The sequence below is a fragment of the Bacillus sp. MUM 116 genome (assembly GCF_001866655.1).
Classification (GTDB): domain Bacteria; phylum Bacillota; class Bacilli; order Bacillales; family Cytobacillaceae; genus Neobacillus.
Genome location: NZ_MLYR01000117.1, coordinates 16,882 through 39,522 on the forward strand (window position 1 = coordinate 16,882; position 22,641 = coordinate 39,522).

At 34.5% G+C, this 22,641-nt stretch carries 24 protein-coding genes; all 24 read right to left on the minus strand.

The window, feature by feature from the left end; all coding sequences use genetic code 11:
- Window positions 1–25: 25 nt before the first annotated feature.
- The 24 genes from BIV60_RS24085 to BIV60_RS24185 all read right to left on the minus strand — a co-directional run bounded on the left by BIV60_RS24085 (window position 26) and on the right by BIV60_RS24185 (window position 22,374).
- Window positions 26–364, minus strand: coding sequence for a helix-turn-helix domain-containing protein (locus tag BIV60_RS24085; RefSeq protein WP_071358249.1), 339 nt, complete (start codon window positions 362–364; stop codon window positions 26–28).
- A 64-nt stretch (window positions 365–428) separates the two neighbouring features.
- Complete coding sequence (locus BIV60_RS24090) at window positions 429–1,586, minus strand: aminotransferase class I/II-fold pyridoxal phosphate-dependent enzyme (RefSeq protein ID WP_371261586.1); 1,158 nt, start codon at window positions 1,584–1,586, stop codon at window positions 429–431.
- Window positions 1,587–2,234: an acetyltransferase gene (locus tag BIV60_RS24095; protein ID WP_071358250.1), complete on the minus strand. Its 648-nt coding sequence runs from the start codon at window positions 2,232–2,234 to the stop codon at window positions 1,587–1,589.
- The gene (locus tag BIV60_RS24100; protein WP_071358251.1) at window positions 2,231–2,845 is read right to left on the minus strand and encodes a sugar transferase; all 615 of its coding nucleotides are present in this window, start codon (window positions 2,843–2,845) and stop codon (window positions 2,231–2,233) included. Before BIV60_RS24100 ends, BIV60_RS24095 begins: the two co-directional genes overlap by 4 nt.
- A 21-nt stretch (window positions 2,846–2,866) precedes the next feature.
- Window positions 2,867–3,010, minus strand: a complete 144-nt coding sequence (locus BIV60_RS29905) for a YwzD family small protein (RefSeq protein WP_177177389.1) — start codon at window positions 3,008–3,010, stop codon at window positions 2,867–2,869.
- A 19-nt stretch (window positions 3,011–3,029) separates the two neighbouring features.
- On the minus strand, window positions 3,030–4,106 hold the full coding sequence (galE, locus tag BIV60_RS24105) for a UDP-glucose 4-epimerase GalE (RefSeq protein WP_071358252.1): 1,077 nt from the start codon (window positions 4,104–4,106) through the stop codon (window positions 3,030–3,032).
- A 16-nt stretch (window positions 4,107–4,122) separates the two neighbouring features.
- A complete protein-coding gene (locus BIV60_RS24110) occupies window positions 4,123–5,325 on the minus strand; it encodes a glycosyltransferase (protein WP_071358253.1) in 1,203 nt (400 codons plus the stop codon).
- A 30-nt stretch (window positions 5,326–5,355) separates the two neighbouring features.
- Entirely contained in the window at window positions 5,356–6,447 is a 1,092-nt protein-coding gene (locus BIV60_RS24115) for a glycosyltransferase family 1 protein (protein ID WP_083402426.1), read from the minus strand.
- Window positions 6,448–6,494: 47 nt separating this feature from the next.
- The gene (locus tag BIV60_RS24120) at window positions 6,495–7,574 is read right to left on the minus strand and encodes an EpsG family protein (RefSeq protein ID WP_071358255.1); all 1,080 of its coding nucleotides are present in this window, start codon (window positions 7,572–7,574) and stop codon (window positions 6,495–6,497) included.
- A gap of 36 nt (window positions 7,575–7,610) precedes the next feature.
- The gene (locus tag BIV60_RS24125; RefSeq protein ID WP_071358256.1) at window positions 7,611–8,504 is read right to left on the minus strand and encodes a glycosyltransferase family 2 protein; all 894 of its coding nucleotides are present in this window, start codon (window positions 8,502–8,504) and stop codon (window positions 7,611–7,613) included.
- A gap of 6 nt (window positions 8,505–8,510) precedes the next feature.
- On the minus strand, window positions 8,511–9,611 hold the full coding sequence (locus BIV60_RS24130; protein WP_071358257.1) for a glycosyltransferase family 1 protein: 1,101 nt from the start codon (window positions 9,609–9,611) through the stop codon (window positions 8,511–8,513).
- Window positions 9,596–10,747 carry a glycosyltransferase family 4 protein gene (locus BIV60_RS24135; RefSeq protein WP_071358258.1) on the minus strand — a complete coding sequence of 384 codons (1,152 nt, stop codon included), beginning with the start codon at window positions 10,745–10,747 and terminating at the stop codon, window positions 9,596–9,598. Before BIV60_RS24135 ends, BIV60_RS24130 begins: the two co-directional genes overlap by 16 nt.
- Window positions 10,748–10,766: 19 nt before the next feature.
- Window positions 10,767–11,648 carry a UTP--glucose-1-phosphate uridylyltransferase GalU gene (gene galU, locus BIV60_RS24140; protein ID WP_071358259.1) on the minus strand — a complete coding sequence of 294 codons (882 nt, stop codon included), beginning with the start codon at window positions 11,646–11,648 and terminating at the stop codon, window positions 10,767–10,769.
- Window positions 11,649–11,662: 14 nt separating this feature from the next.
- Complete coding sequence (locus tag BIV60_RS24145) at window positions 11,663–13,489, minus strand: polysaccharide biosynthesis protein (protein ID WP_071358260.1); 1,827 nt, start codon at window positions 13,487–13,489, stop codon at window positions 11,663–11,665.
- 35 nt (window positions 13,490–13,524) lie between these two features.
- Window positions 13,525–13,665, minus strand: a complete 141-nt coding sequence (locus BIV60_RS29910; RefSeq protein WP_177177390.1) for a hypothetical protein — start codon at window positions 13,663–13,665, stop codon at window positions 13,525–13,527.
- Window positions 13,666–13,933: 268 nt separating this feature from the next.
- The gene (locus BIV60_RS24150) at window positions 13,934–14,587 is read right to left on the minus strand and encodes a CpsD/CapB family tyrosine-protein kinase (protein ID WP_071358261.1); all 654 of its coding nucleotides are present in this window, start codon (window positions 14,585–14,587) and stop codon (window positions 13,934–13,936) included.
- A complete protein-coding gene (locus tag BIV60_RS24155) occupies window positions 14,574–15,314 on the minus strand; it encodes a YveK family protein (RefSeq protein ID WP_071358262.1) in 741 nt (246 codons plus the stop codon). The genes BIV60_RS24150 and BIV60_RS24155 overlap by 14 nt, the downstream gene beginning before the upstream one ends.
- A gap of 174 nt (window positions 15,315–15,488) precedes the next feature.
- Window positions 15,489–17,288, minus strand: a complete 1,800-nt coding sequence (locus tag BIV60_RS24160; protein WP_071358263.1) for an ABC transporter ATP-binding protein — start codon at window positions 17,286–17,288, stop codon at window positions 15,489–15,491.
- 10 nt (window positions 17,289–17,298) lie between these two features.
- On the minus strand, window positions 17,299–18,474 hold the full coding sequence (locus BIV60_RS24165; RefSeq protein WP_071358264.1) for a nucleotidyltransferase domain-containing protein: 1,176 nt from the start codon (window positions 18,472–18,474) through the stop codon (window positions 17,299–17,301).
- Window positions 18,458–18,943: a lasso peptide biosynthesis B2 protein gene (locus tag BIV60_RS24170; RefSeq protein ID WP_071358265.1), complete on the minus strand. Its 486-nt coding sequence runs from the start codon at window positions 18,941–18,943 to the stop codon at window positions 18,458–18,460. Before BIV60_RS24170 ends, BIV60_RS24165 begins: the two co-directional genes overlap by 17 nt.
- 38 nt (window positions 18,944–18,981) lie before the next feature.
- Entirely contained in the window at window positions 18,982–19,257 is a 276-nt protein-coding gene (locus BIV60_RS24175) for a lasso peptide biosynthesis PqqD family chaperone (RefSeq protein ID WP_256218531.1), read from the minus strand.
- The gene (locus BIV60_RS24180; RefSeq protein WP_071358267.1) at window positions 19,250–20,185 is read right to left on the minus strand and encodes a phosphoenolpyruvate carboxykinase (ATP); all 936 of its coding nucleotides are present in this window, start codon (window positions 20,183–20,185) and stop codon (window positions 19,250–19,252) included. The genes BIV60_RS24175 and BIV60_RS24180 overlap by 8 nt, the downstream gene beginning before the upstream one ends.
- Before the next feature lie 84 nt (window positions 20,186–20,269).
- Window positions 20,270–20,419 carry a paeninodin family lasso peptide gene (locus tag BIV60_RS29290; protein ID WP_141770542.1) on the minus strand — a complete coding sequence of 50 codons (150 nt, stop codon included), beginning with the start codon at window positions 20,417–20,419 and terminating at the stop codon, window positions 20,270–20,272.
- A 14-nt stretch (window positions 20,420–20,433) separates the two neighbouring features.
- Window positions 20,434–22,374 (minus strand): asparagine synthase-related protein, encoded by a 1,941-nt coding sequence (locus BIV60_RS24185; protein ID WP_071358268.1) that lies wholly within the window; start codon window positions 22,372–22,374, stop codon window positions 20,434–20,436.
- Between the last annotated feature and the right edge of the window lie 267 nt (window positions 22,375–22,641).

The following is a 22,641-nucleotide window of genomic DNA, read 5'->3' on the forward strand; positions in this document are numbered from 1 at the left end:
TATTTTCAGGAGTATTCCAATAAACTTATTTATTTGCTTCAGAATTTCTATTCTGCCACTTAATAAACTCAATCAATGTTTTATATTCATTTTTTTCAATCCCCGATTCTTTTAATTCATTTACTAATTCTAGTAATTCCTTATCGTGTGGAATCTCTTTTCCATCGCTGTTTTCTTGTAATAATGTCTTCAAATCCACATCCAACACTTGTGCTATTTTTCGTAATACCAGTATAGATGGATTTCCATTTAAATTCCTCTCAATATTACTTAAATAAGACTTAGAGATATTAGCCCTCTCTGACAGTTCGGAAAGAGAATATCCCCTTTTTTTCCGTAAATCATAAATAATTTTTCCTAGCATTCACACATACCCCGTTTTTTCAAAAAATATTGTTAAAGTTAAAAAGACACCTCTTCCTTTATACTCATTGTTCTATTGCCATCTTAATACAATGGATCGTTCTTGTTTGGTCCTCTACCGTCATATTTGTCCCAGAAGGTAAACAAATACCGTTTCTAAATAAGTCTTCTGAAACATTTTCCCTTTCACTATGTGGATAATAGGAAATCCCATGAAAAATAGGCTGAAGATGAAGCGGTTTCCAAACTGGTCTAGCTTCAATATTCTCTTCCGATAAAGCATTTAATAACTTTTTTACCGAAACACCTGCTTCTTTTTCATCTATGGTTAGTGTAGTTAACCAGCGATTGGAACGAGTTTCTTCTAATTCAGGCATGAAGAATAACCCAGACAAATGGGTAAGCTCTTTAGTATATCTTTCAAAAATATCTCGCTTAGCATTTACCCTATCTTCTAATACCTCTAATTGCCCTCTCCCAATCCCCGCTAATATATTGCTCATGCGATAATTGTAACCAAGTTTACTATGTTGGTAGTGCGGTGCCGGATCCCTTGCTTGAGTTGCCAAAAAGCGAGCTTTTTGTATTGCTTCATGATCATTGGAAATAAGCATCCCGCCGCCAGATGTTGTGATGATTTTATTGCCATTAAATGAATAAATCCCAAACCTTCCAAAAGTTCCGCTTGGTTTCCCTTTATAGCTTGAACCTAGGGATTCGGCAGCATCTTCAATAATAGGAACCTCATAATAGTTGCAAATGGATACGATTTCATCCATTTTGGCACTTTGGCCATATAAGTTCACTACAATAACCGCTTTGGGTAGTGTTCCTTCCCCTGAAGCATCCAGCAATGCTTTTTCAAGAGCTCGTGGGGACATATTCCACGTTTCTGGTTCGGAATCAATGAAAACCGGTTCTGCACCTTGATAAATAATCGGGTTCGCACTTGCAATAAAAGTAAGGCTTGAGCAAAAAACTTTATCGCCCTTTTTTACATCCAATAAAGAAAGAGCCAAATGAATCGCAGCGGTTCCTGAACTAACGGCAACAGCTTCATTGGCTCCTACATAATCGGCTATTTCTTTTTCAAAAGCATCAACATTTGGTCCTAATGGCGCAATCCAGTTTGTTTCAAAAGCTTCATGAATATACTTTTGCTCCTTTCCGCTCATGTGCGGAGCAGCAAGATAGATCCTCTTTTTATAGGTTGTATTTAACAATTAATTCACCTTCAGACTTAAATTATGGTTTACTACTTTAGCCGGAATCCCTACCGCAGTACAATTAGAAGGTATATCTTGAATGACCGTTGCCCCTGCACCAATGGAAGCCCACTCTCCAACTCTTATATTTGGAATAATGGTTGCCCCCGCTCCGATAAAGGTTCCTACTTCAACATTGACAGCACCTGTTAATGTCACCCCTGGGCACACATGAGAAAAGTTACCAATAACACAGTCATGTTCAATGACAGCACCTGTATTGATAATGGAATGATCACCGATTTCAACATCGGTGTTTATGACTGAGCCAGGCATAATAACTGTGCCGTTACCAATCTTGGAACAATGGCTAATTATAGAAGATTTATGAATAATCGTTACATAATACTCATTGGGAAGATTTAGTTTTTCTACAATTAATTTTCTTGTTTTATTATTTCCTATCGCGATGATAAATTTAATATTCGGATCATATTTCAATAGCTTATTTACTGATGAAATTGGCCCGCAAAAGATATTGTCGATTAATCTGACATTTTCATATTTATCATCCAAATAGGCGACAATCTGATAATCTTCATTTGAATGGATCATTTCGGATATTACTTTACTATGCCCGCCTCTGCCAATCACAGCGATCTTCATCCGTGCTCTCCTTTCATTGTTGATTTAGAGCCGGTGAAACTTTCCGTTGTCGCATTTCCGGGTTGGCTTATCCCTTCAGACTTCAAAACTTTGAAAATTGTTAAAAACAGTATTTTCATATCCAGCAAAAATGATTGGTTGGTAACGTACCAAACATCCAGTTGAAACTTTTCTTCCCACGAAATGGCATTGCGGCCATTTATCTGTGCCCATCCAGTAATACCGGGCCTGACATTATGTCGCTTTGCTTGTTCTGTTGTATAAAGCGGAAGATACTCCATCAAAAGCGGCCGTGGACCTACTAAACTTAAATCCCCTTTCATTACGTTGAATAACTGAGGATATTCGTCCAAACTGTATTTTCTAAGGAAATTTCCAAAAGGAATTAATCTTATATCGTCCGGCATTAATCGCCCTTTCGCATTTTTTTCTTCTGTCATGGTTCGTAGTTTATAAAGGTAAAAGGGTTTTCCATATAGCCCCGGACGTTGCTGTTTAAAGATGATTGGTGACCCTAACTTGATCCTTACCAATAAAGCTAAAATAAGAAAAAAGGGGAAAAAGATAAAAAATAGGAAAAATGAAACCGTAAAATCAAACAATCGCTTCATTACTGGCTTTCCCCCAAAACATTATTTTCTCTCCGATAATACTTGTTGTTTTATTTCTTCAATAAAATCAGTTATGTTGATGTTTTTTGAATCCTGCCCTTTTTGATAAATCAAGGTTAGGATTTCTGCAAATTTCTGTTGTGTAAGTGATTGCGATAATGACATTCTTCAACCTCTCCTAAAGCTACTTAACTCCTAATAAAAAATCCCCACTCATCGATTTGTGGAGGTTTTCTGTTTGTGCTATTTCATTTTCATAACCATTTTGATTGTTTTCCTGCCATCGCCAGGAATCTGCACACATTTCTTCAATCCCTTTTTCCGCTTCCCATTCAAGCACTATTTTTGCTTTTAACGGATCTGCAAAACAAACGGCTGCATCACCTGGTCTTGGCTCCACAATTTTATATGGAACTCTTTTCTTTGATGCTTTTTCAAAAGCACTCACCATTTCTAACACACTATACCCGTTTCCAGTACCAAGATTAAAGGCTTCAATTCCAGCGGTTTTTGAAACTCTTTCCAATGCTTTTAAATGTCCTTTAGCCAAATCAACTACATGGATATAATCTCGGACACCAGTTCCATCGTTTGTTGGATATTGATTACCAAAAACATTTAATTCTTTTAGTTTTCCAACAGCTACTTGTGTAATATACGGCATCAAATTATTGGGAATTCCATTAGGATCCTCCCCAATTCGGCCGCTTTGATGGGCACCAATCGGGTTGAAATATCTTAATAACGCAATACTCCATTCAGGATCAGAAATAAATAAATCTTGAAGAATATCTTCAATCATTAGTTTTGTACGGCCATACGGATTCAATGCACCAAGAGGAAAATCCTCGGAAATTGGAAACCGTTCAGGCATTCCATAAACAGTTGCTGACGAACTAAAAACCAAATTCTTAACATGATGATTTTTCATTGTATTGCAAAGCACAAGGGTACTTGTAATATTATTATGATAGTATTTAAGCGGAACATTTACTGATTCCCCCACCGATTTAAGACCGGCAAAGTGAATGACCGCTTCAATATTATTCTCCCTAAATATTTTATCTACCTTTTTTTCATCAAGAAGATTAACGTTATAAAATTTAAAATACTTCCCAGTAATATCGCTTATCCGTTTTAACGATTCTGGTTTGCTATTAATGAAATTATCTAAAACAATAATTTCATAACCAGCGTTCAATAATTCTACGCATGTATGGCTGCCAATGTAGCCTGCTCCACCGGTAACAAGAATAGCCACAGGAATACCTCCCTATTTATGATTCAATTAACGCATACAATTTTTCAACCTCGTTTTCGTTTCCATAATCCATGGATAGCGTATTTGAGATCAGGTTATTTTTTAGTTGTTCATCATCCAGCAATCTTTTAATTCCATTTACAATTCCAGGTACATCCTGTGTTGTGATTAAAGCATCAAAGCCGTCCTTCGCTTGGCTTTTAGCGGTTGGAAAGTTTGTAATCACAACAGGCTTTCCTAATATTTGCGCTTCTCTGATTGTCACTGCTTTCCCTTCATACCTTGAAGGTTGAACATAAATATCACAGGCTTTCATATAAGGATATGGATTCGTTTTTTTACCTAATAAGTGAAAACGCTCTGACATGTCTAATTGTTTAATAAGGTCTTTAAGTTCATTCTCTAAATGACCATAACCAACCACATACCATTCGAGATCATAACCTTCTTTCACCAATTCCTTACATGCTTTGATTGCATGATCTAAGCCTTTCGCATGGGAAAGCCTGCCGACTGTTAACAAGATTGTTTTTCCATTTGTCTTTTTCATTTCTTCCGGTACTTGTTCATTTGCTTGCTTCCTGACGAGTGCTGGTGAAAGAATGTTTTCGATTACAGCTGTCTTCTGTCTTAGCTCAGGAAAAATGTTTAAAAATGTATTTGAACATTCACTAGAAACCGCAACGATTTGGTCAAGCTTATTCCACATCCTGGATTCCAACTTATTATTTAAACTTATATTAGAGTAGTCGGTATGAATCCAGCCAATTTTCTTTTTGGCTTTTACCTTTTCGCCGATAAAATGATGTGGCCATAGGAATCCTATGGCCACATCATACTCTTTATTTAATTTTGGCAGGAATCGATTGGATATGTCCCAACCATATTGAATAACAAGATAACCAGGCTCATCAAAATTTTTAATCTTCCCATAAATGGAACCAATAAATTTTGCGATTGTTCTTGAAATGGCAATTTGATAATGTCCTTGTTTTGCAATCTGACCAATTGGCATTCTAAAGGTTGTATAGGCTGACATTTCCGGAAGAAGATTGGGGCCGGGCGGCAAAAATGAAAGGAATTCCCCCTCATGCTTAAATAACATTAAATCCACATCATATTTGCTGTAATCAATATGACTTAATAGGCCGATAAGACTTCTTTCCACACCGCCAATGGCTAAATCAAAAGATGAAATTAATATTTTTTTCTTCATTATGTAATCCCTCGCCTAAATTAAATCATTGAATCAACTAGCACCATATAAATCTACCCACTCATTAACGTTACTTTTAATGTTATAGCCCTTCTCAGATATCGTTTCTTCGATAAGTTCACTATTAGGTCTTTCTTTATTAATTGATTCCTTTACCTTCTGGCACCAAATATTAAGACTTTCTTTGAGGTCAACAAAAGTCGTTAAGCCTAATCCCATATCTGTCATTTTAGGTACAGCCGCGGATAATACACAAGGAGCACCGGCAGATTGGGCCTCCAAAACAACAATCCCAAATCCTTCAAATTTCGAGGGAAAAAGAAAAACATCAAAAGCTTTCATAAGCCTTGGAATATCGGTTCGGACCCCAAGAAATTTAACATGATCAATTATCCCTAGCATTTCCGCTTCAGTTTCTATTTGCTCTTTTAATGGACCATCACCAATTAGCAATGCGTAATATCGTTCGTCTTCTTCCAGTAATTTTATTAATAGGTTTAATATAAAAATTTGGTTCTTTGAATCTGAAAACCTTCCAACATGCCCTAAGATTTTTGCATCCTCCGGGAGTTCCAATTCTCGAATGACTCTATTTCTTGTATCTGCTTCTATTTTAGTAAACTCACTAATATCAATTCCATTTTTAAAAATTCTAACTTTCCCACTATCGACCAGCTTTTTACCAAATAAAAACTGTGCTGCTTCTTTACTGCAGCTACAATAGTTCGTTGCTGAAAACTGAATGATTTTTTGCAGAACCTTTAATGACATCTTCTGTCTAAACTGAGCTCCATTCGGCCAATTGTTGCTGTGAGAATGACAAATTCGCTTTTTTACCCCAGATATTTTCGCCGCTAATGCCGGGAACCCGCTTTGATAGTCTGTATGGGAATGAATGGCAATATAATGGTTGGATTTCATAATCTTCATTAGCTTTTTTATATAGTTAAAAGGACCAAGCTGGCCTAAACTTGGTATTTTAAAGATTTTCCCGCCTAATTTTATGATTTCCTCTTCAAAATCATTTTTTTTATTTGAATGAACAACAAAGTCAAATTGTATTTTTGTCCGATCCAAATTGCGATAAATATTCATGATTAATGTTTCTGCCCCGCCAAGGTCCATTGCACTGACAATATGTAAAATCCTTTTGGGTGCTTGTTTCAACCTGCTCACCCTCCAAGCTGTATATAATTACTTAAATAATTAATATTTAAAGATATTACACTTTCGTAATAATAATATAAAAGGTAACAAACCAATAGAAAATAATAGAAAAATCTTTGATCCTTTTCATGAATTAATTTAATAATCCAGGAAATAAGGATCAGCTGGTACAAATTAAAGTAAATCGAGAATCTCGCAAATATCCAGTTTTGGGTTGACACAATCATAAATACAAACCCTATAACTGCCATATTGACGATATAATCACTTTCGGGAAATATTTTCCTTAGTTTTTCTCTTCCAAAGTAAGCAATGACAAGCGGTGCTCCAAATACGGCAACCCTCATCGTACTGGCTCCGCCTTCGTTAAAACTTTTGTAATGCCCAAACTCTGTATCTTTAATAGCCGAAAATAAAACTTCTGAAAATTTATCAAACCCGATAACGATTAACACAGCTAAGCCCAATAGAATAACAGTGGCTTTTGACCAGGCTTTAAATCTTACCATAAAGTAAATTGGGATTAGTACTAATGCACTTTCATGAAAGGCTGATGCAAACAGTACGATTAAAATGTATTTGAGCCAATTACCGTTAATTAGGTATTTTGTACCAATAAAGATGATTGCCGCTGCCAGGCATTGCCTCATTCCATTCATGGAAACTAGATATAAACCACCTGTGATGTAGACATAGGTACTAAGTTCAAACATCCTTGAGTATTTGTATAGTACACCTACAATTAAAAGGTTAGTGATTACAGCAGTTGTAAAAATTAATATCTGTGGATCATTTGAGTAGTTTTTTAGAATCATTTGAAGAATTCCAAATCCTATATCTTTTTGCGATTGAATAAACTCCCAGGTAAAGTTATTCGTTTCATAAGAGTGTTTATAAAAAAAAGTATCTCCAATATTCGATCTAAGCCCTGAAATAAGAGCCAAAGTTACCATGACTCCAAGAACTAAAACTTTATTTGGTTTGATTGGAGCAACTGAATATGTTTGATTTGCTGGAACAGCAAAATATCTAGAAAAAAAGGATAAAATAAAAACTATGGCTAAATTAATCCATAGAATTGTCATAATTAAATTCCTTTCAAAATGTCATTTTTCATTTGGCTATTGGTATGAAGCAGTCCTTGTTTTCGTTTTTATATAAAAATAAAATAAAAGCCCAAAGGGAATAGCCATAAAAGTAAGTCCTTTGGCAGGAGTCTCATTTATGAAATTCCAGTTTTTTATCATTAAGCTACTTGATACAAAGTGAATTGCCTGCCTAAATTTAAATGTTGAACTTGTAAACGGTAATTTCATTAATTCTTTACGGTAGAAGGCAAAACCTCTGGGATTTTTTCGATACTGGTTAAACATATTAAGTGACGAACCATCAGGCAGATATTCTACACAGCAAAGAACCTCATTAATTAAGAGCATTTCATACTGTTTATCCAGCATGTAATATTTATAGGCCAGACCTACATATTTCTCATTCTTAAAAATCGGATAGGGATATTTCTTTGTTAACTCTGTTCGATAAACAAGTTTTTTATCGCCGCTAACTCCATGTTTATAATAAAGATCAAACAATGTTGAAGTCTTTATGTTACTTGGTAATTTTGTTCCTATAATTCTTTTATCAGGCGAAGCATCCAGGCCAATAATTCCACTTACTTTATCGTTTCCGTTCTTTTCCCAAAAACATTTTATTTTTTCAATTGCATGTTCAGGCATATAATCATCAGAATCAATACATACATTTAATTCCGTATTCATCATTTCATAGGCAGTATTATGTGCTCCATGCATGCCTTGGTTTTCCTGCCAATGATATCTGATCTCAATTTTATTCTCTTTTATCCAGTTGCTAACTAATTCCTTTGTGTTATCCGTTGATCCATCATCAATAATTAACCAAATAAAATCCTTACTTGTTTGACGAATAAGGCTTTCATAACATTTATGCAGGCAGTATGCCCGATTATACGTCGGAGTAAAAACCGTTATTAATTTCAAATATGCTCACCCCGATATTTTCAAATAAAATTTTTCTATATTAACTGCTGTATCCTTTATTTCATAACCATTTTTGACTATGGTATTTATGGAATTATTTCTATTTACTCTCTTATTCTTGATTTTCTGCACCCATATGCTTTCATCATTTATCGGGAGGAATTCTACTAAATTACTTCCCATATCCACCTCGTGGGAAATATTTTCGGAAATGAGACACTTCAATCCGGCTGCTTGCGCCTCAATTAAGGAAACAGGTAACCCTTCATGTAAAGATGGAAAAATAAATAGATCAAAAGCTTGCAGGAGCCGGTGAATATCATTTCGGATTCCCAAAAATTTCACATAATTCTCAAGTTTTAACTCTTCAACTTGCGTTTGAATATTCAAGCGTAATGGGCCGTCTCCAATTAATATTAAAACTGAGTCTGGATTTATTTTGTGATACTTTTCAAATAGATTAATGAGAAATGCATGATTTTTTTGATGATTAAATCTGCCGACGTGCCCTATAACTAATTGATTATTATTGATATTCAAATCCTTCCTAACCTCTTCTCTAGTTACCTGTGAAAAGGAGAATTTTTCACATTCAATGCCATTTTTAATGATTTGAATGGGATTTGTATTATTTTTAAATAACCATTCTGCGGCAATTTTCGAGCATGCAAATAAATTTGTCGCGTTGGGAAGGATCCATTTTCCTGCATACCATTTATAAATTTTTGCAGCTATACCACCTTCACTACTTGTATTATGACTATGCGAAATACGGATAGGTATACCAACCAAATTTGCTTCTCGAAGGACTAAACCACTCATCTTATCCATATGTGAATGAACAATTTTATAATGGTTATTTTCAATGAAAAACTTTTTTAGTTCTTTTATATATCCAAAATGACCTACCTCAGAAATGTATGGGATTCGATGTATTTTTCCACCCAATTTTTCTATTTCAGCATCAAATACACCCTCTTTACATGTTAAGAAGTCAAACTGAACTTTTTGTCGGTCAATATTGCGATACAAATTCATGATTAACGTTTCTGCACCGCCTCTGTTCATATTGACTACCACATGTAAGACCCTTAATGGACTGCCCACTTTACATCCTCCATTTCTCCCATTTCATATCGGTAGATACTACTTTTTTCTTCTAATACCTTATAAACGCTGTACTTTGAATGAATCATACTACGCCCTTTAATACCTAAATCAGTCCTTATTTGATGATTATTCACTAGGGTCTTTATCCTGCGTGAGAACTCTTCCGGATTATTATCGATAATCCATCCGTTATAATTATTTTCAATTAATTCCCTGTGGCCCCGATTATCATTCGCAATCACTGGCAACCCGCAAGCCATTGCTTCCATAATATTGACCGGTAGCCCTTCACGAAGGCTCGATGCTACGGCAACATCTGAAAGTTTTAACAACTGCTCAATATCGGTTCTATATCCAAGAAACTCAACTTGGTTCTTGATTCCTAACTTTTGAGCAAGTTCTTGACATTCCTTTAATAGAACTCCCTCACCAGCTAACAAAAGCTTTGCGTGGGGGACTTCATCTTTAATTAAAGCTAATGATTCAATTAATAATTTTTGATTTTTATTCTTATTAAATTCCGCTGCGTAAAACATTAAAAAATCATGGACATCATATCCATGATTTTTTCTTAATTCTGCTTTTTGTGAACTCTCTATCGGCCTAAATCTCTCAGTATTTACGCCAACACCATGTACATGTTTAATGGATTTAGCTTTAAATTTATGATGATTTGCAAGATTAAAATCTTCTTTATTAATAGTAATCAAGCAATCTGTATACTTAGATAAAAATCTCTCAATCGGATAATAAAGTAACCAATTGAGTAGCGGTGCACCTTTACAAAAGTGAAAACCATGTGCTGTATAAATTACTTTGGTCCCCATCTTTCTTGACTGACGAGCGGTTAACCTTGCCAATACACCTCCCATGGGCGTGTGGCAATGGATAATTTTATATTGATGTTTATCAATAATCCCTCTAAGCTCCTTTAAAGCAGCTATATTCAATTTATGAAAAGGAGATCTCTGGATTGGAATATTAAATTTTTTATCTACATATGGGAGCATCATCCCCCCAGATGCTGCAACATGTACTTCCCATCCTTGCTCCTTAAACCACTTTAGGTACGGCAAATGGAAGGCTTTAAAGTGGTAATCCACAGTTGCACAAAAAAGCACTTTTTTATGCATGTATATCAACCACCCATAATTATTTTTTAACCAATTCCTTATTTAGAACCGATGATAAATACTCTAATAACTGATTTCTTAAATCATCACGCTGTAGGGCAAATTCGATGCTTGTTTGAATAAAGCCCATTTTCTCACCAACATCATATCTGATTCCTTCAAAATCATAGGCATAAACGGCTTCATAGAGATTTAAAGCTGCTATTGCATCTGTAAGTTGAATTTCTCCACCTGCTCCAGGTTTTTGTTGACTTAAAACCTCAAATATTTTTGGGCTTAAAACATATCTTCCTAAAATAGCAAGATTTGATGGCGCCTCTTCCTTTTTTGGCTTTTCAACTAAACCATGTACTCCATAAAATCTCTCGCTAATGCTTTTACCATCTACGATTCCATATCGGGAAACAACATCATCAGAGACTGTTTGCACACCTAATATTGAAGCATTGTATCTTTCATATTGATCAATTAATTGTTTTAAACAAGGTTTTTCTGCCCTAACAATGTCATCCCCAAGGAGAACTGCAAATGGTTCATCTCCAATAAATTTCCGCGCACACCAAATGGCGTGGCCCAATCCTTTCGGCTCTTTCTGGCGAATATAATGGATATCAACGAGTTTTGAAGATTTTTGAACTTCATTTAATAATTCAATTTTCCCTTTTTCTAATAGATTATGTTCCAGTTCAAAAGAGTTATCAAAATGATCCTCGATTGCTCTTTTCCCTTTCCCAGTTACAATAATAATATCCTCAATTCCAGACTCCACCGCTTCCTCCACAATATATTGGATGGTGGGTTTATCTACGATTGGGAGCATCTCTTTTGGCATCGCTTTTGTTGCAGGAAGAAATCTAGTTCCTAGTCCCGCTGCAGGAATTATTGCTTTTCTTACTTTCATTTTCTTGCACTCCTTTATACTGAAACGGATACTTTTTGTTTTGGCTCTACTTTATAATTCGCAAGGCTAATCAGTCTTTCACGGATCTCCTCTTGACTTAAGTTTGAATAATTAGAGATGATTTCTTCGATTTCATGAATCAACAATTTAGAGGTTTTGCCAATATAAATTTTCGGATAAATTTGTTCTTCATGAACCTCATCTTCCTTTAGCAGTTCTTCAAATAATTTTTCCCCCGGTCTTATTCCAGTAAATTCAATTCCAATTTCTTCAATGGAGTTACCGGATAATTTAATCAAATTATTAGCCAAATCAACAATTTTCACCGGGTCTCCCATGTCTAAAACAAAGATTTCTCCGCCATTCGCAAGTGCTCCGGCTTGAAGAACCAATCTTGAAGCTTCAGGAATGGTCATAAAATAGCGCACCATCTCTGGGTGCGTCACGGTAACAGGACCGCCTTGTTCAATTTGCCTTTTAAATAATGGGATCACACTGCCCCGGCTGCCAAGAACATTTCCAAAACGAACCGTAACAAACTTTGTAGCACTATCCTTGTCCATATTTTGGATGATCATTTCTGTCAGCCTTTTTGTAGCCCCCATAACGCTAGTTGGATTAACTGCTTTATCGGTCGAAACCATAACAAATGTTTTTACACCATTCCAGCTGGCAGCCTGTGCCGTATTTAACGTTCCGATTAGATTATTTTTAATCGCTTCTTCCGGGTTTGCTTCCATCAGCGGAACATGTTTATGAGCAGCAGCATGATAGACACGATCTGGTTGATATGTACTCATAACAAACATCATTTTCTTTGCGTCCTGTATATCTGCTATTACCGGAATAAAATTAATATCAGTATGTTTAAATGTCTCCTTTAATTCCATTTCAATAGAATATATACTGTTTTCACCATGACCCAAGAGAACAAGTCTTGCTGGATTGAAATTGGCAATTTGACGGCAAATTTCTGATCCAATCGATCCTCCGGCACCTGTTACTAAAACTACTTTTTCTTTAATATTCTCCGAAATACTATCAATATCTAACTCAACAGGATCTCTGCCTAACAAATCCTCCACTTGAACATCTCGAAATTGTTTTACAGATACCTTTCCTGTCATTAAATCCTCAAGCATTGGCAAAATTTGCGTTTTTGCCCTTGTTTTTACACATTCCTGAAAAATACTATTTAATTCCTTTTTACTTAGGGACGGAATCGCAATGACAATATTATCAATCTCTAACTTTTTCACAACTTCTTCTATTTTAGTAACTCCGCCCAAAACCGGTATTCCTAAAATATCTAAATGATGTTTTTTGTCATCATCATCAATAAATCCAACGGGAAGAAGGTCAGCATCCTGATTATGATGAAGCTGCCTTGCCACCATCGCCCCTGCGGATCCAGCCCCAACAATTAGTGTTCTTTTTTTGTTCTCTACCGGAGCAAGATAGGAATCCCGGTACATCCTCCAGCAAAAACGGGAACCGCCTATTAGGGATAAATTGAGAAGCCATGTGACAAATAGTAATCTGTATAATATTTCTCCAAGGACTAGTTGTTGCGAAACTGCTGCAACTATAATTGAAATACTTACTACCTTTAAGATGATTAATAATTCTCCTACACTTGCATATTCCCAAGCTTTTTTATAAAGATGTAATTTAAATGAAAGGAAATAATGACTTATCAATATAACAATAGAGCTTAAAACGATAGGAAAAGTTACAACATCAAAAGTTCCATTTACTAAAAAACGGCTAAAGAAAATTGCTGTTAAAACAATACAAGAATCAATAATAATGAACAATGACAATCTCTGGTGATAAGTCATACTTTCCCCCCTTTTTTACAAAACTCTCAATCTATTTAATTTACTTTTTGGTTTCTTAAACAGATTGCATACTCAATTAATTTTTTGATTTCTTCAAGCTGCTCTTTGGGTGCATCCTGTTTAATGTACCTTATAGCTTTTTTGATTGATTTTGGATATTGGTCAAAACGATTCATTTTTTACAGCTCCCCATTAAAAAATGTTAATTATACGATCTTTAAATGAAGAACACATAGTTAACATTTTTTAATAAATGGGCATTTAACCCGTCCTCACGTCACACTCTCGACGACTTGCGTCTAAGGTCCAAAGACCCACAGCATGACCGAGTGCCTCCATTTATATTGGAAAGGAGACATCTCCAATTTGCACTAAAAAGTTTGATTTCGTTTCTAATAACGAACAAACAATGCAAAAAAAAAGCTAAAATTTTCAACGTTATCGTCACTGATTTAATATAACCCCAACTAGTTTCGCCTTGGCAAACTCTAATACTTTTTTGGCCTCAGCAGCTTTATCTAACTTTGTTTTTCCATTTTTGACAACTAATATAACTCCATCACATTGGGTAGATAAAAGCTTTGTATCTGTTACCTCAAGAATCGAATTGGAATCAATAATCACGGTATCATAGGATTGTGTGACCTTTTTAAGCAATTCCTGCATCATTTGAGATCCTAATAATTCAACTGGATTAATGGGAACTACTCCGCTTGATAAAACATCGAGACGCCAAATTTCAGTATGATGAACTACCTCGCCAAACGACAACCTCCCAGTTAAAACATCTGTTAAACCATTTGTGTTTGACAGCTTAAAAAACGTATGTAAAGAAGGTTTTCTCAAATTGGCATCAATCAAAAGAACCTTTTTCTTCTGCTGCGCCATTGAAACAGCTAAATTAACCGCAGTTGTCGACTTTCCTTCTCCATCACGCGGTGATGTAATGAGTAGAGTACGGCTCTTTTGCTCAGCCAGCATAAATTTAATATTCGTTTGAATCATTCGATATTGCTCAGAAATAATAGATTCAGGATGGGCGTGTGTAACAATTGTCCTTTGTTTTGTTGCTGATGATTTTCGTTTACTTATAACCAATTGTCTCGCCCCTTACATTGATTTCTAGCTTTGTATGGTTTGCTTTTCTTTTCATATTTCTTTTGTTTGTTTTCGGTACACTTCCTAATACTGGGAGCCCTAGTACTGTTTCAATTTCTTGCACAGACCGGATTCGATCATCTAAGGATTCAATAAAAAATGCTAACCCAATTCCAACAACCAATCCACCAGCAATAGCAATAATTAATTTATTCATGTTGTTCCCCTGGTTAATTGGTATTGGTCTAACCTTTGCTTTTGATAATATTCGGACATAATCTTTCCCGACAATGTTAGGTACTTCCTCCCTGAAAACTTGAGCGGTCGTATCTGCTATTTTTGCCGCAAGGATAGAATCCATGTCCGTTACACTAATATTTACCACCTGAGAACTTTCAACACTGGAAACCGTTATTTGTCCTGCTAAAGCTTCAGCAGTTGTTTTAAGATCCATTTCTTTAATTACCTTATCTAAAATAGCTGAGTCTCTTACAATAACCTGAAGAGTCTTTCTTGATTCCTCGTCTGCCCCTATAATAATATTTGTTGAAGAACTATATAGTGGCACTGGCTTAGAATTACCTTTTATAAATCCTACAATGCCAGCAAGGACGGTAATTACAACAATAATCCAAAATCTGCTTTTAATAACCAGGAATAACTCTCTTAAATTAATTTCTTTTGCTTTTCTTTGACCACCATTACTAAATTGATTATAATTTTCCATTAAACCACCTTTTTTAAATTAATATTGTTCTAGATAAAGAACAAACTTCCCGAAAAAATATGTCCTTAGTCATATTGTATTTTTTCTTTTCTTTATATTATTATATTAGTTCTTTATAAAGAACATGTCAATAAAATATAGATTAACATTTCATTAAAAAAGGCGATTTATTGGTTATACACTTACCTCCATTTGTTTTCTTAGTAAACTACTAAACATTCCTCTTTTTTCATTTGCAAGTTGATTAAATTGTCCTTTTTGGATAATCTCTCCTTGATCTAATACCACTACCTGGTCAGCATTGCGAATAGTCGATAGACGATGTGCAATTACAATAACTGTCATTTTCCCCTTAAGTCGCTCAATAGCTTCCTGGATTTTCGATTCATTTTCAGTATCCAAAGAGCTTGTTGCTTCATCTAAAATTAAAATCGATGGTTTACGGAGAATTGCCCTTGCAAGTACGAGCCTTTGTCGTTCTCCACCCGAAAGCTTAATACCTCTATCTCCAATAAGGGTATCTATTCCATTTGGAAGTTTTCTAACGAAGTCAGCTGCAGCAGCAAACTCCAATGCATCCCAAATCTGTTCTTCGGCTGCATTTTGTTCAATAATTAACAAATTTTCTCTTATAGTTCCATTAAATAAAAAAGGGTCTTGAGGTACATAACTTAATGATTGTCTCAAGGATAAAAGTCTGTCACTTGTAAGCATTTTTCCATCAATTAGAATTTCACCCTGTTCCGGGTGATTGAGCCCCATTATTAAATCGACCAAGGTACTTTTTCCAGCACCTGATCGGCCCACAATAGCTGTCATTTGATTTGCTTTAATTTGGAGATTTACATGCCTAAGAGCAAATTTTTCTTGTTTATGGTTGTATCTAAAAGTCACATCTTGACATTCGATTCCTTTAATAATAGTTAATGGTTCAATAGCCATTAATTGCTTTTCGTCTATTTCTTTTGCTAAGGAACATTCTTTTTGTAAATCAATTAATACTTTAAAGGACGGTAGAACGGCCCCAAGTTGTTCCAAGTTAGTTTGTATTCCACTAATTCTTGGCCACATTCTTGAGAAAATTACCATAATTATCATAAGCTGTGCTGGTTGCGCTTGAAACATTTTTAAAGACAGAAATACAAACGACGCTAATAAAATTGCAGAAACTACCTTATAATTTAATTGAGATGAATTTCTTAACTTTACAAGTTTAACAACATTATTCTCCATTTTTCTACTGATAGTATTAAACCAACTTATATGGGATTCTTCTAGGTTATTACTCTTAATTTCTTTTATTCCGTTCAGATGGTCTGTTACCCCGGCTAAGAATTCCTGTGATAATTCTACAGTCTCTTTTCCTAATTCAGATGATTTTTTAATAAACCTTCTTGAAAAAAAAATAAGCAAAATACCAAAAATTAAAACGGATATCGTCAATTTTGGGGATAACCAGAATGCAATAATCAATTGAATACTTGAAAAAACTAATGACGATATAAATTGAAGAAACATTTGAACTCCTGCACCAACACGACCAATTTCTAAAGTCATAATATTTATTAAATCTGACTTTCTTTTCAGAAGAAAAAAGCCCCAATTAGCATGCAACAAAGACCTATACGTATTCTGCTTTAGATAAAGAGAATATCCCTGTTGTATTTTCGCATTTAATATTACTTGACTTCTTTGAAACAACCCTTGCCCTATAATTAATAAAACATAGCCGCTAAGAATGATTATTAAACTAACAGTTTGTGGGAAAAATCGGAAAATATTTGTTAAATAAGAAAGAGGGATGGAGTTATTTGTATTAACATGAATAATTCCGGTAAGTGAAATAAGTGGTATTATTAAAAAAATTCCAATTCCCTCGCACAGACTAACTAAAGTCATAGCAACTAGATTTAAGTACAGCTTTTTTCCCGCAAATTTATGAATTTGTTTAGTAAAGTATATTAGATATTTCATAAATATCCTCCTAGGATACCGCCATTTTCTTTGTTTTTCTCCATACCCATAAAAATGGACGTAAGGGAAAATATAAGAAATGGAAGACTTTAGGCAAAGGTAAGGTTTGAGCATCTTCCGGATATGGATATAGAGTACTTATCATGTAGATTATTTTTTGCTTGAAGGACATCAAAGAATATAAATGGCGACTATGGTATCGAGAAACATCTTTAGGTACAGGGTCAGTATGTAAATTGACCATTCTTTCTAAATAAAATATGGCCAATTGAGCTAGCATACTCGATTTGCCATTAGGAAATTTTTTGAAATAACCTTCATTTATGTTCGTTCCTAATAACTGATTAGTGAGAATTAATGCCTGACTAACTATATGAGAATTATGATGTTTTTTAGAAAGTTTCTTTAACTTATCAATATCTACATTTTGTAATGAAATATGGTGAATATCCAATAACCACCGAAGTCTCGACCAACCGTGACGCGCCCCATGTGAAACAAGAAATAAAAACAAATCCTCTCTTCCTAGAAAGCAGACAGGGTGATTAGATAAGATGGTCTCCCTTTTTCTTTCCCATAAATCTTTAAAACTTGGTTCTTTCCCCGGTCCAGGATGTAACCTCCAGTGAATCTCAAGTTTCAAATTTTTAACTGGATGAAAATAGGTAAAATGATGGTGCCTCCATTTCCAATCATTAAGGACAGTTTGAATATATTCATCTTTTTTATATCCTTGTTCTTGAAGTAAGTTGTCTAATATTTCTAAATTGTTAATAGAAATAAATACATCTAAATCCCCACAGGTCCGTAAAGATAAATCACCATAAAGATCTTGGGCCAATACTGGTCCTTTTAAAACAATAAATGGGATATTATTTTTACTACATAATTTGCTGAATTGTTCCAGTTCGGCAGTTAAATGAAGCATTCGAAATGTATTTTTTTGATACTCTTTTCCCATTGCCTTTGTTATTTTTTCAGGAATATTTTGTTGATATTTTCGTTCAAGGATTGGATACAACAGGGGAAAAACTCGATGATGAATTGCTAGTTCGTAGAATTTGTTCCAATCTATGTTTAAAAACCATTCTCCTTCAACGATTCTATCTTGTTGTCTTATCATTTTAAGGATTAATTTTAGTTCTTTTGGAACTCTAGAAACATCAAGTTTAAAGTTCTTTTGCATGTTTTTCTCCCCTATTTTTACTTAAACGTTTAGCAAATGTAGCGACCACAGTAAATTTCTCCATCCCCTCGGAACCTGTTACAAAATAAGGGCCAGTTCGTAACCAAGCATGTGCGATTAATTTTCCATCCTCATCTTTTGCGGTACCTAAATATAAGGTACTTTCAACTTTACGTTTTTCTAGCATTTTCATGGCAGCCATTGCTTTTACTAGACATTGACTTTCCCAAAAAGTGTATTTACTTATCAGATGGATGGACTGAGAAATTTTTTTTGCAATTTTGTGGTCATCCGCATTAAAGGTAAATGTTGTTTCACTTAATTTTTCACCCAATAAAGGGGAAACTTTTGAAAAATCTTTTAATTTTTGAATACGAGCCCACCCTAATAATATATAGGCCTCTAAAATCATCATAATCGATTTTCCATCTAAAGTTAGAAATAGTCGTAAATTCCTTACAAAACCCATCCAAATCCCCGGCTTTATATTCTATTTTAATAATCAATTTAACTAAACTTAATTAATTGCTCTTCAAAAAGATGGCGTAAAAAGGTTGATACTTGTTGTTCACATTGAACTCGATCAACATCGTACACTTCTAATAATTCGGAAATTAATTGGTTTATAGTTTTTGGCTCACAAAGTAGCTCCCAAATATCTCCACCCAATTCCCCTAGATTGTAATACCTTCCATTAGCAATGCTTAACATCACTTTTTCCTGTCCCATATTACTTACTATGACATCTTTCGATTGTTCAAATATCTGATTAGGATCAATCATCATTATTACCACCTATTGTTTGTAATATTTTTGAAACTAGCTGTGGCGCATTAAATTTTGTAGTTGGCCTGCTTAATCTGTATAAATTAACTTTATTTAGAATTATCGTTGATTGATAAAAGTGCCAATCCATCATCCCTAATTTTGGAATAATAAAATTCCGATATGTATTTCTATATATAGTATCCAGACCTTTTAAACCCTGAATTTCCTCTAATTGAATATCCCCATTCTCAGTCCTAACGAGCTCTAAAATCCCACCTAATGGAATTGCTTTAGAAGAATATTGTGAAGTCACTGGTACATTAAACTTCGTTTCTCTTCCATAAATAGAATTATAATTTCTTTTATCCATGCCAAAATTACAAAGACTATCTTCCCAAAGTTTCTGCTGCGGATATGCAGGATTAATATATGGAACATTCTCTTCCGAAATAGACAAAGCTATTAAATCATCCGTTAAAAGATGAAAACCTTCATTTAAAAACGCTGAGGCAAGCGTTGATTTTCCAGCACCTGAATCTCCAATAATTGCATATGCTTTTCCATTAATAGCAATAGCACTTCCATGTAATGGAAGGATTTTCCTCTGCATTAATATAGTACCCAAGCATGTTCCTAAAATTACAAGCTTGGCTATATCTTCATCATAATCCTTCAAAGGTGAAACGGAGATCTTTCTTCCATCTTGAACTAAAAAAATTGCAATCTCCTCATATTTATACAACATTAGATTCTTTTGAATTACAAACCCTTTGTCCTTATTTGCTAGATCACTCCATTGATTTTTTAACTCTTCTCTTGTTATTACTATATCTATATTAGAATCTACTTTATTACCTAATTGAGGTAATTCACTTAGAGGAATCTCACTAATTATGGAAAAACCAAATGCCTTATAAACGACTTTCTTTTCAACTTTTAACATGGTTTTCACTCCATCTAACTCTTTTATACAAATAGCCCTTATACTCTATTAGGGTAAGGGCTATCTGAGAAAAAATCATACATTTTAACTTAATACTGCAGCTGTCGGTAAGCCATTTTCATCCAGTACAATGTCACTAATATGCCCACCGTCAGGACTCCATCCATGGGGGTTGTGCATTGTTAAATTAACATCTAAAACTTCTAAAGTTGGTTTCTGCCATTCCTTTTTCATATTATCACCCCCTTTCAATTAAATTTTTTGAGAAAGCGATATACAATTATACTTCTAACCAAAATTTTGTAATCCGGGTCCATAACTTTCTCTTTAAATGGACCTTTTTCACCTTTAACTATGGCTGACTTTATGACATTGCCATCGAAAAATTCCATCATTTTTTTATCATTGCTAAGTAGTTTAGCTTCTTCCATTAATTTATCCCAATGGGGTATCATTCTGTGAATCCAATCAGCACCTTGAACACCTCGGATTCTTTGATTTAACCTGACCTCATCTGGCAAAATATTCTTAGTAGAATTTCGAACTAAAGCACGGTCTAAACCATTTTTTACAAATTGTTCCTCCGGTACTGCAAAACAAAAACGAACTACTCGCAAATCATTCGTAGGGTCCCTTTTCCATAAAGAGTATTTTAGTGATAATTTAGAGTAAAGAGTACTGCTGGAATTAAAAGTAGAAATTTTATCAAACATAATTTTTCTCTGTTCATATAAATTTGGTGTTGCAATCCATCCAGATTGATCAATACCGAATCTCTGGAGTTTGTTAAATACTTCAGTTTTTTGTGCAAACGCCAAATCAATTACTTTTGGATTCCAATTAATTCCTTTATCCGATTTAAATTTACTAAAAAAGGGAAAAGCTATTTCTGCAATTCTCGGTAAACTCCGGAATCTTGCCCCACCTATATTTCTACTATACTGATTTAATTCTTGAATAAGTTCAATCCACTTTAACCTTTTTAAAAGAATTGCATAGTAATATAATGCCTGACCCCAGGAGATAGTAGAATTTCCAGTATCACCATTCAGCAATATTCCGACATTATTTTCACTTGCTTTTTTAAAAGTTCCACTTAACCAGAAAGAATTTTCTACAAACTTGTAAGGCATCTCATTAACATCAAGAATATCATCTATTTCTGTATAAGAACTTATCCCATCGTAATCGCAATAATGATCTGTTATTCCACCAACAAATTCTACGGTTTTTTTAATGAATGGTCTCTCATCGGGCATTAATCCTTTATGTGTATAATCAATAAAATCTTTTGGAGGTATATAACTATAAGTATTCAGTAATTTGTTTTCTTTTTTTAGTTCCTTAGCTGCATATCCAACAACTGTCCCTGAATCTAATCCACCACTTAAATGTGACCCAATATTGAGATGTGTTCTTAACCTGGATTTGACTGCTTTTTGAAAGATTTCTTGAAATGCTTCAACGTATTCATAATCGTGCCTAAAATTTAATTTTTTTTCCACATTAAAATTTCCGTATTTTGTTAAACTGAATTTTCCTTTTTGAAATGTAACACTATGAAATGGCGGTATTTGGTTAATATTACAATAAGGTGTCGTAAAAGCATCAACTGTATCAACAGGTACGGTAATTGCCAAAAATTCTGCTAGCCAGTTTTCATTGAGTTGTTTTTTTATATTAGGTAAAGTTAGCAGTGGCTCTATCGTGGTGCAAAATACAAATCTAAATTTATCATGAAAAAAATAAAGAGTTCGAAGACCAGATGGATCCCTCGCCCCCAAAAATTTACGTTCCCGCTCATCCCAAATCATAAAAGCAAAATCCCCAATTAAATACTTCGGCGAATCCTCACCCCACTTATCATAAGAGAGCAGAATGAGTTCGCTATCCGTTATGGTTCTTTGCTTAGATTTTTTGATTTGCAGTTTTTCAAACAGCTCTTCCCGATTATCAATAATCGCATCAGCCGTAATCGCTAACTTTCTTTCCTCATCATAATAAGGAAGCTTTTCGCCAATCGATTCCGGTGTGATCCATTGGGCATGGCAGCCAAGAAAGACTTTGTCACTATGCCAGGTTTGAACATCGTCGGCTGGATATTTTTCTAGTTCTTTCATCATTCTCCTGCCGTGTTCAAGATTAATAGGTTCATCGTTTAAGTGAAAAATACCCGCGATAGCGCTCATCATTTCCTCCTGCCAAACCTTAAGTAAAATTTTGATTTATTAGCCCCATATATCGAAAACTCCGATATAATATATTCTTTAAATCGAACGATCAGAACATAGTTACCCCACCGGAATAAATATATTAAATAATCCCGGGTAAGTTATATTAAACAACCAACAGTTAAGCGGGTTTGACTATTTAATAGCCTCATTATATATCGTTTTATTAGTTCTTTATTAAGAACGGATTTGTATCTTAAAATTACCATCTCTACAGCATAGTGT

Coding starts and splice junctions, on each gene's coding strand:
- BIV60_RS24145 (WP_071358260.1), bottom strand. CDS start 13,489: ATGACTTATCACCAGAGATTGTCATTGTTCATTATTATTGATTCTTGT.
- galU (WP_071358259.1), bottom strand. CDS start 11,648: ATGAAAGTAAGAAAAGCAATAATTCCTGCAGCGGGACTAGGAACTAGA.
- BIV60_RS29910 (WP_177177390.1), bottom strand. CDS start 13,665: ATGAATCGTTTTGACCAATATCCAAAATCAATCAAAAAAGCTATAAGG.
- BIV60_RS24160 (WP_071358263.1), bottom strand. CDS start 17,288: ATGAAATATCTAATATACTTTACTAAACAAATTCATAAATTTGCGGGA.
- BIV60_RS24165 (WP_071358264.1), bottom strand. CDS start 18,474: ATGCAAAAGAACTTTAAACTTGATGTTTCTAGAGTTCCAAAAGAACTA.
- BIV60_RS24135 (WP_071358258.1), bottom strand. CDS start 10,747: ATGCATAAAAAAGTGCTTTTTTGTGCAACTGTGGATTACCACTTTAAA.
- BIV60_RS24100 (WP_071358251.1), bottom strand. CDS start 2,845: ATGAAGCGATTGTTTGATTTTACGGTTTCATTTTTCCTATTTTTTATC.
- BIV60_RS24085 (WP_071358249.1), bottom strand. CDS start 364: ATGCTAGGAAAAATTATTTATGATTTACGGAAAAAAAGGGGATATTCT.
- BIV60_RS24095 (WP_071358250.1), bottom strand. CDS start 2,234: ATGAAGATCGCTGTGATTGGCAGAGGCGGGCATAGTAAAGTAATATCC.
- BIV60_RS24185 (WP_071358268.1), bottom strand. CDS start 22,374: ATGAGCGCTATCGCGGGTATTTTTCACTTAAACGATGAACCTATTAAT.
- BIV60_RS24115 (WP_083402426.1), bottom strand. CDS start 6,447: ATGGACCTTGGCGGGGCAGAAACATTAATCATGAATATTTATCGCAAT.
- BIV60_RS24120 (WP_071358255.1), bottom strand. CDS start 7,574: ATGACAATTCTATGGATTAATTTAGCCATAGTTTTTATTTTATCCTTT.
- BIV60_RS29905 (WP_177177389.1), bottom strand. CDS start 3,010: ATGTCATTATCGCAATCACTTACACAACAGAAATTTGCAGAAATCCTA.
- BIV60_RS29290 (WP_141770542.1), bottom strand. CDS start 20,419: ATGAAAAAGGAATGGCAGAAACCAACTTTAGAAGTTTTAGATGTTAAT.
- BIV60_RS24155 (WP_071358262.1), bottom strand. CDS start 15,314: ATGGAAAATTATAATCAATTTAGTAATGGTGGTCAAAGAAAAGCAAAA.
- BIV60_RS24170 (WP_071358265.1), bottom strand. CDS start 18,943: ATGGGTTTTGTAAGGAATTTACGACTATTTCTAACTTTAGATGGAAAA.
- BIV60_RS24175 (WP_256218531.1), bottom strand. CDS start 19,257: ATGATTGATCCTAATCAGATATTTGAACAATCGAAAGATGTCATAGTA.
- BIV60_RS24180 (WP_071358267.1), bottom strand. CDS start 20,185: ATGTTAAAAGTTGAAAAGAAAGTCGTTTATAAGGCATTTGGTTTTTCC.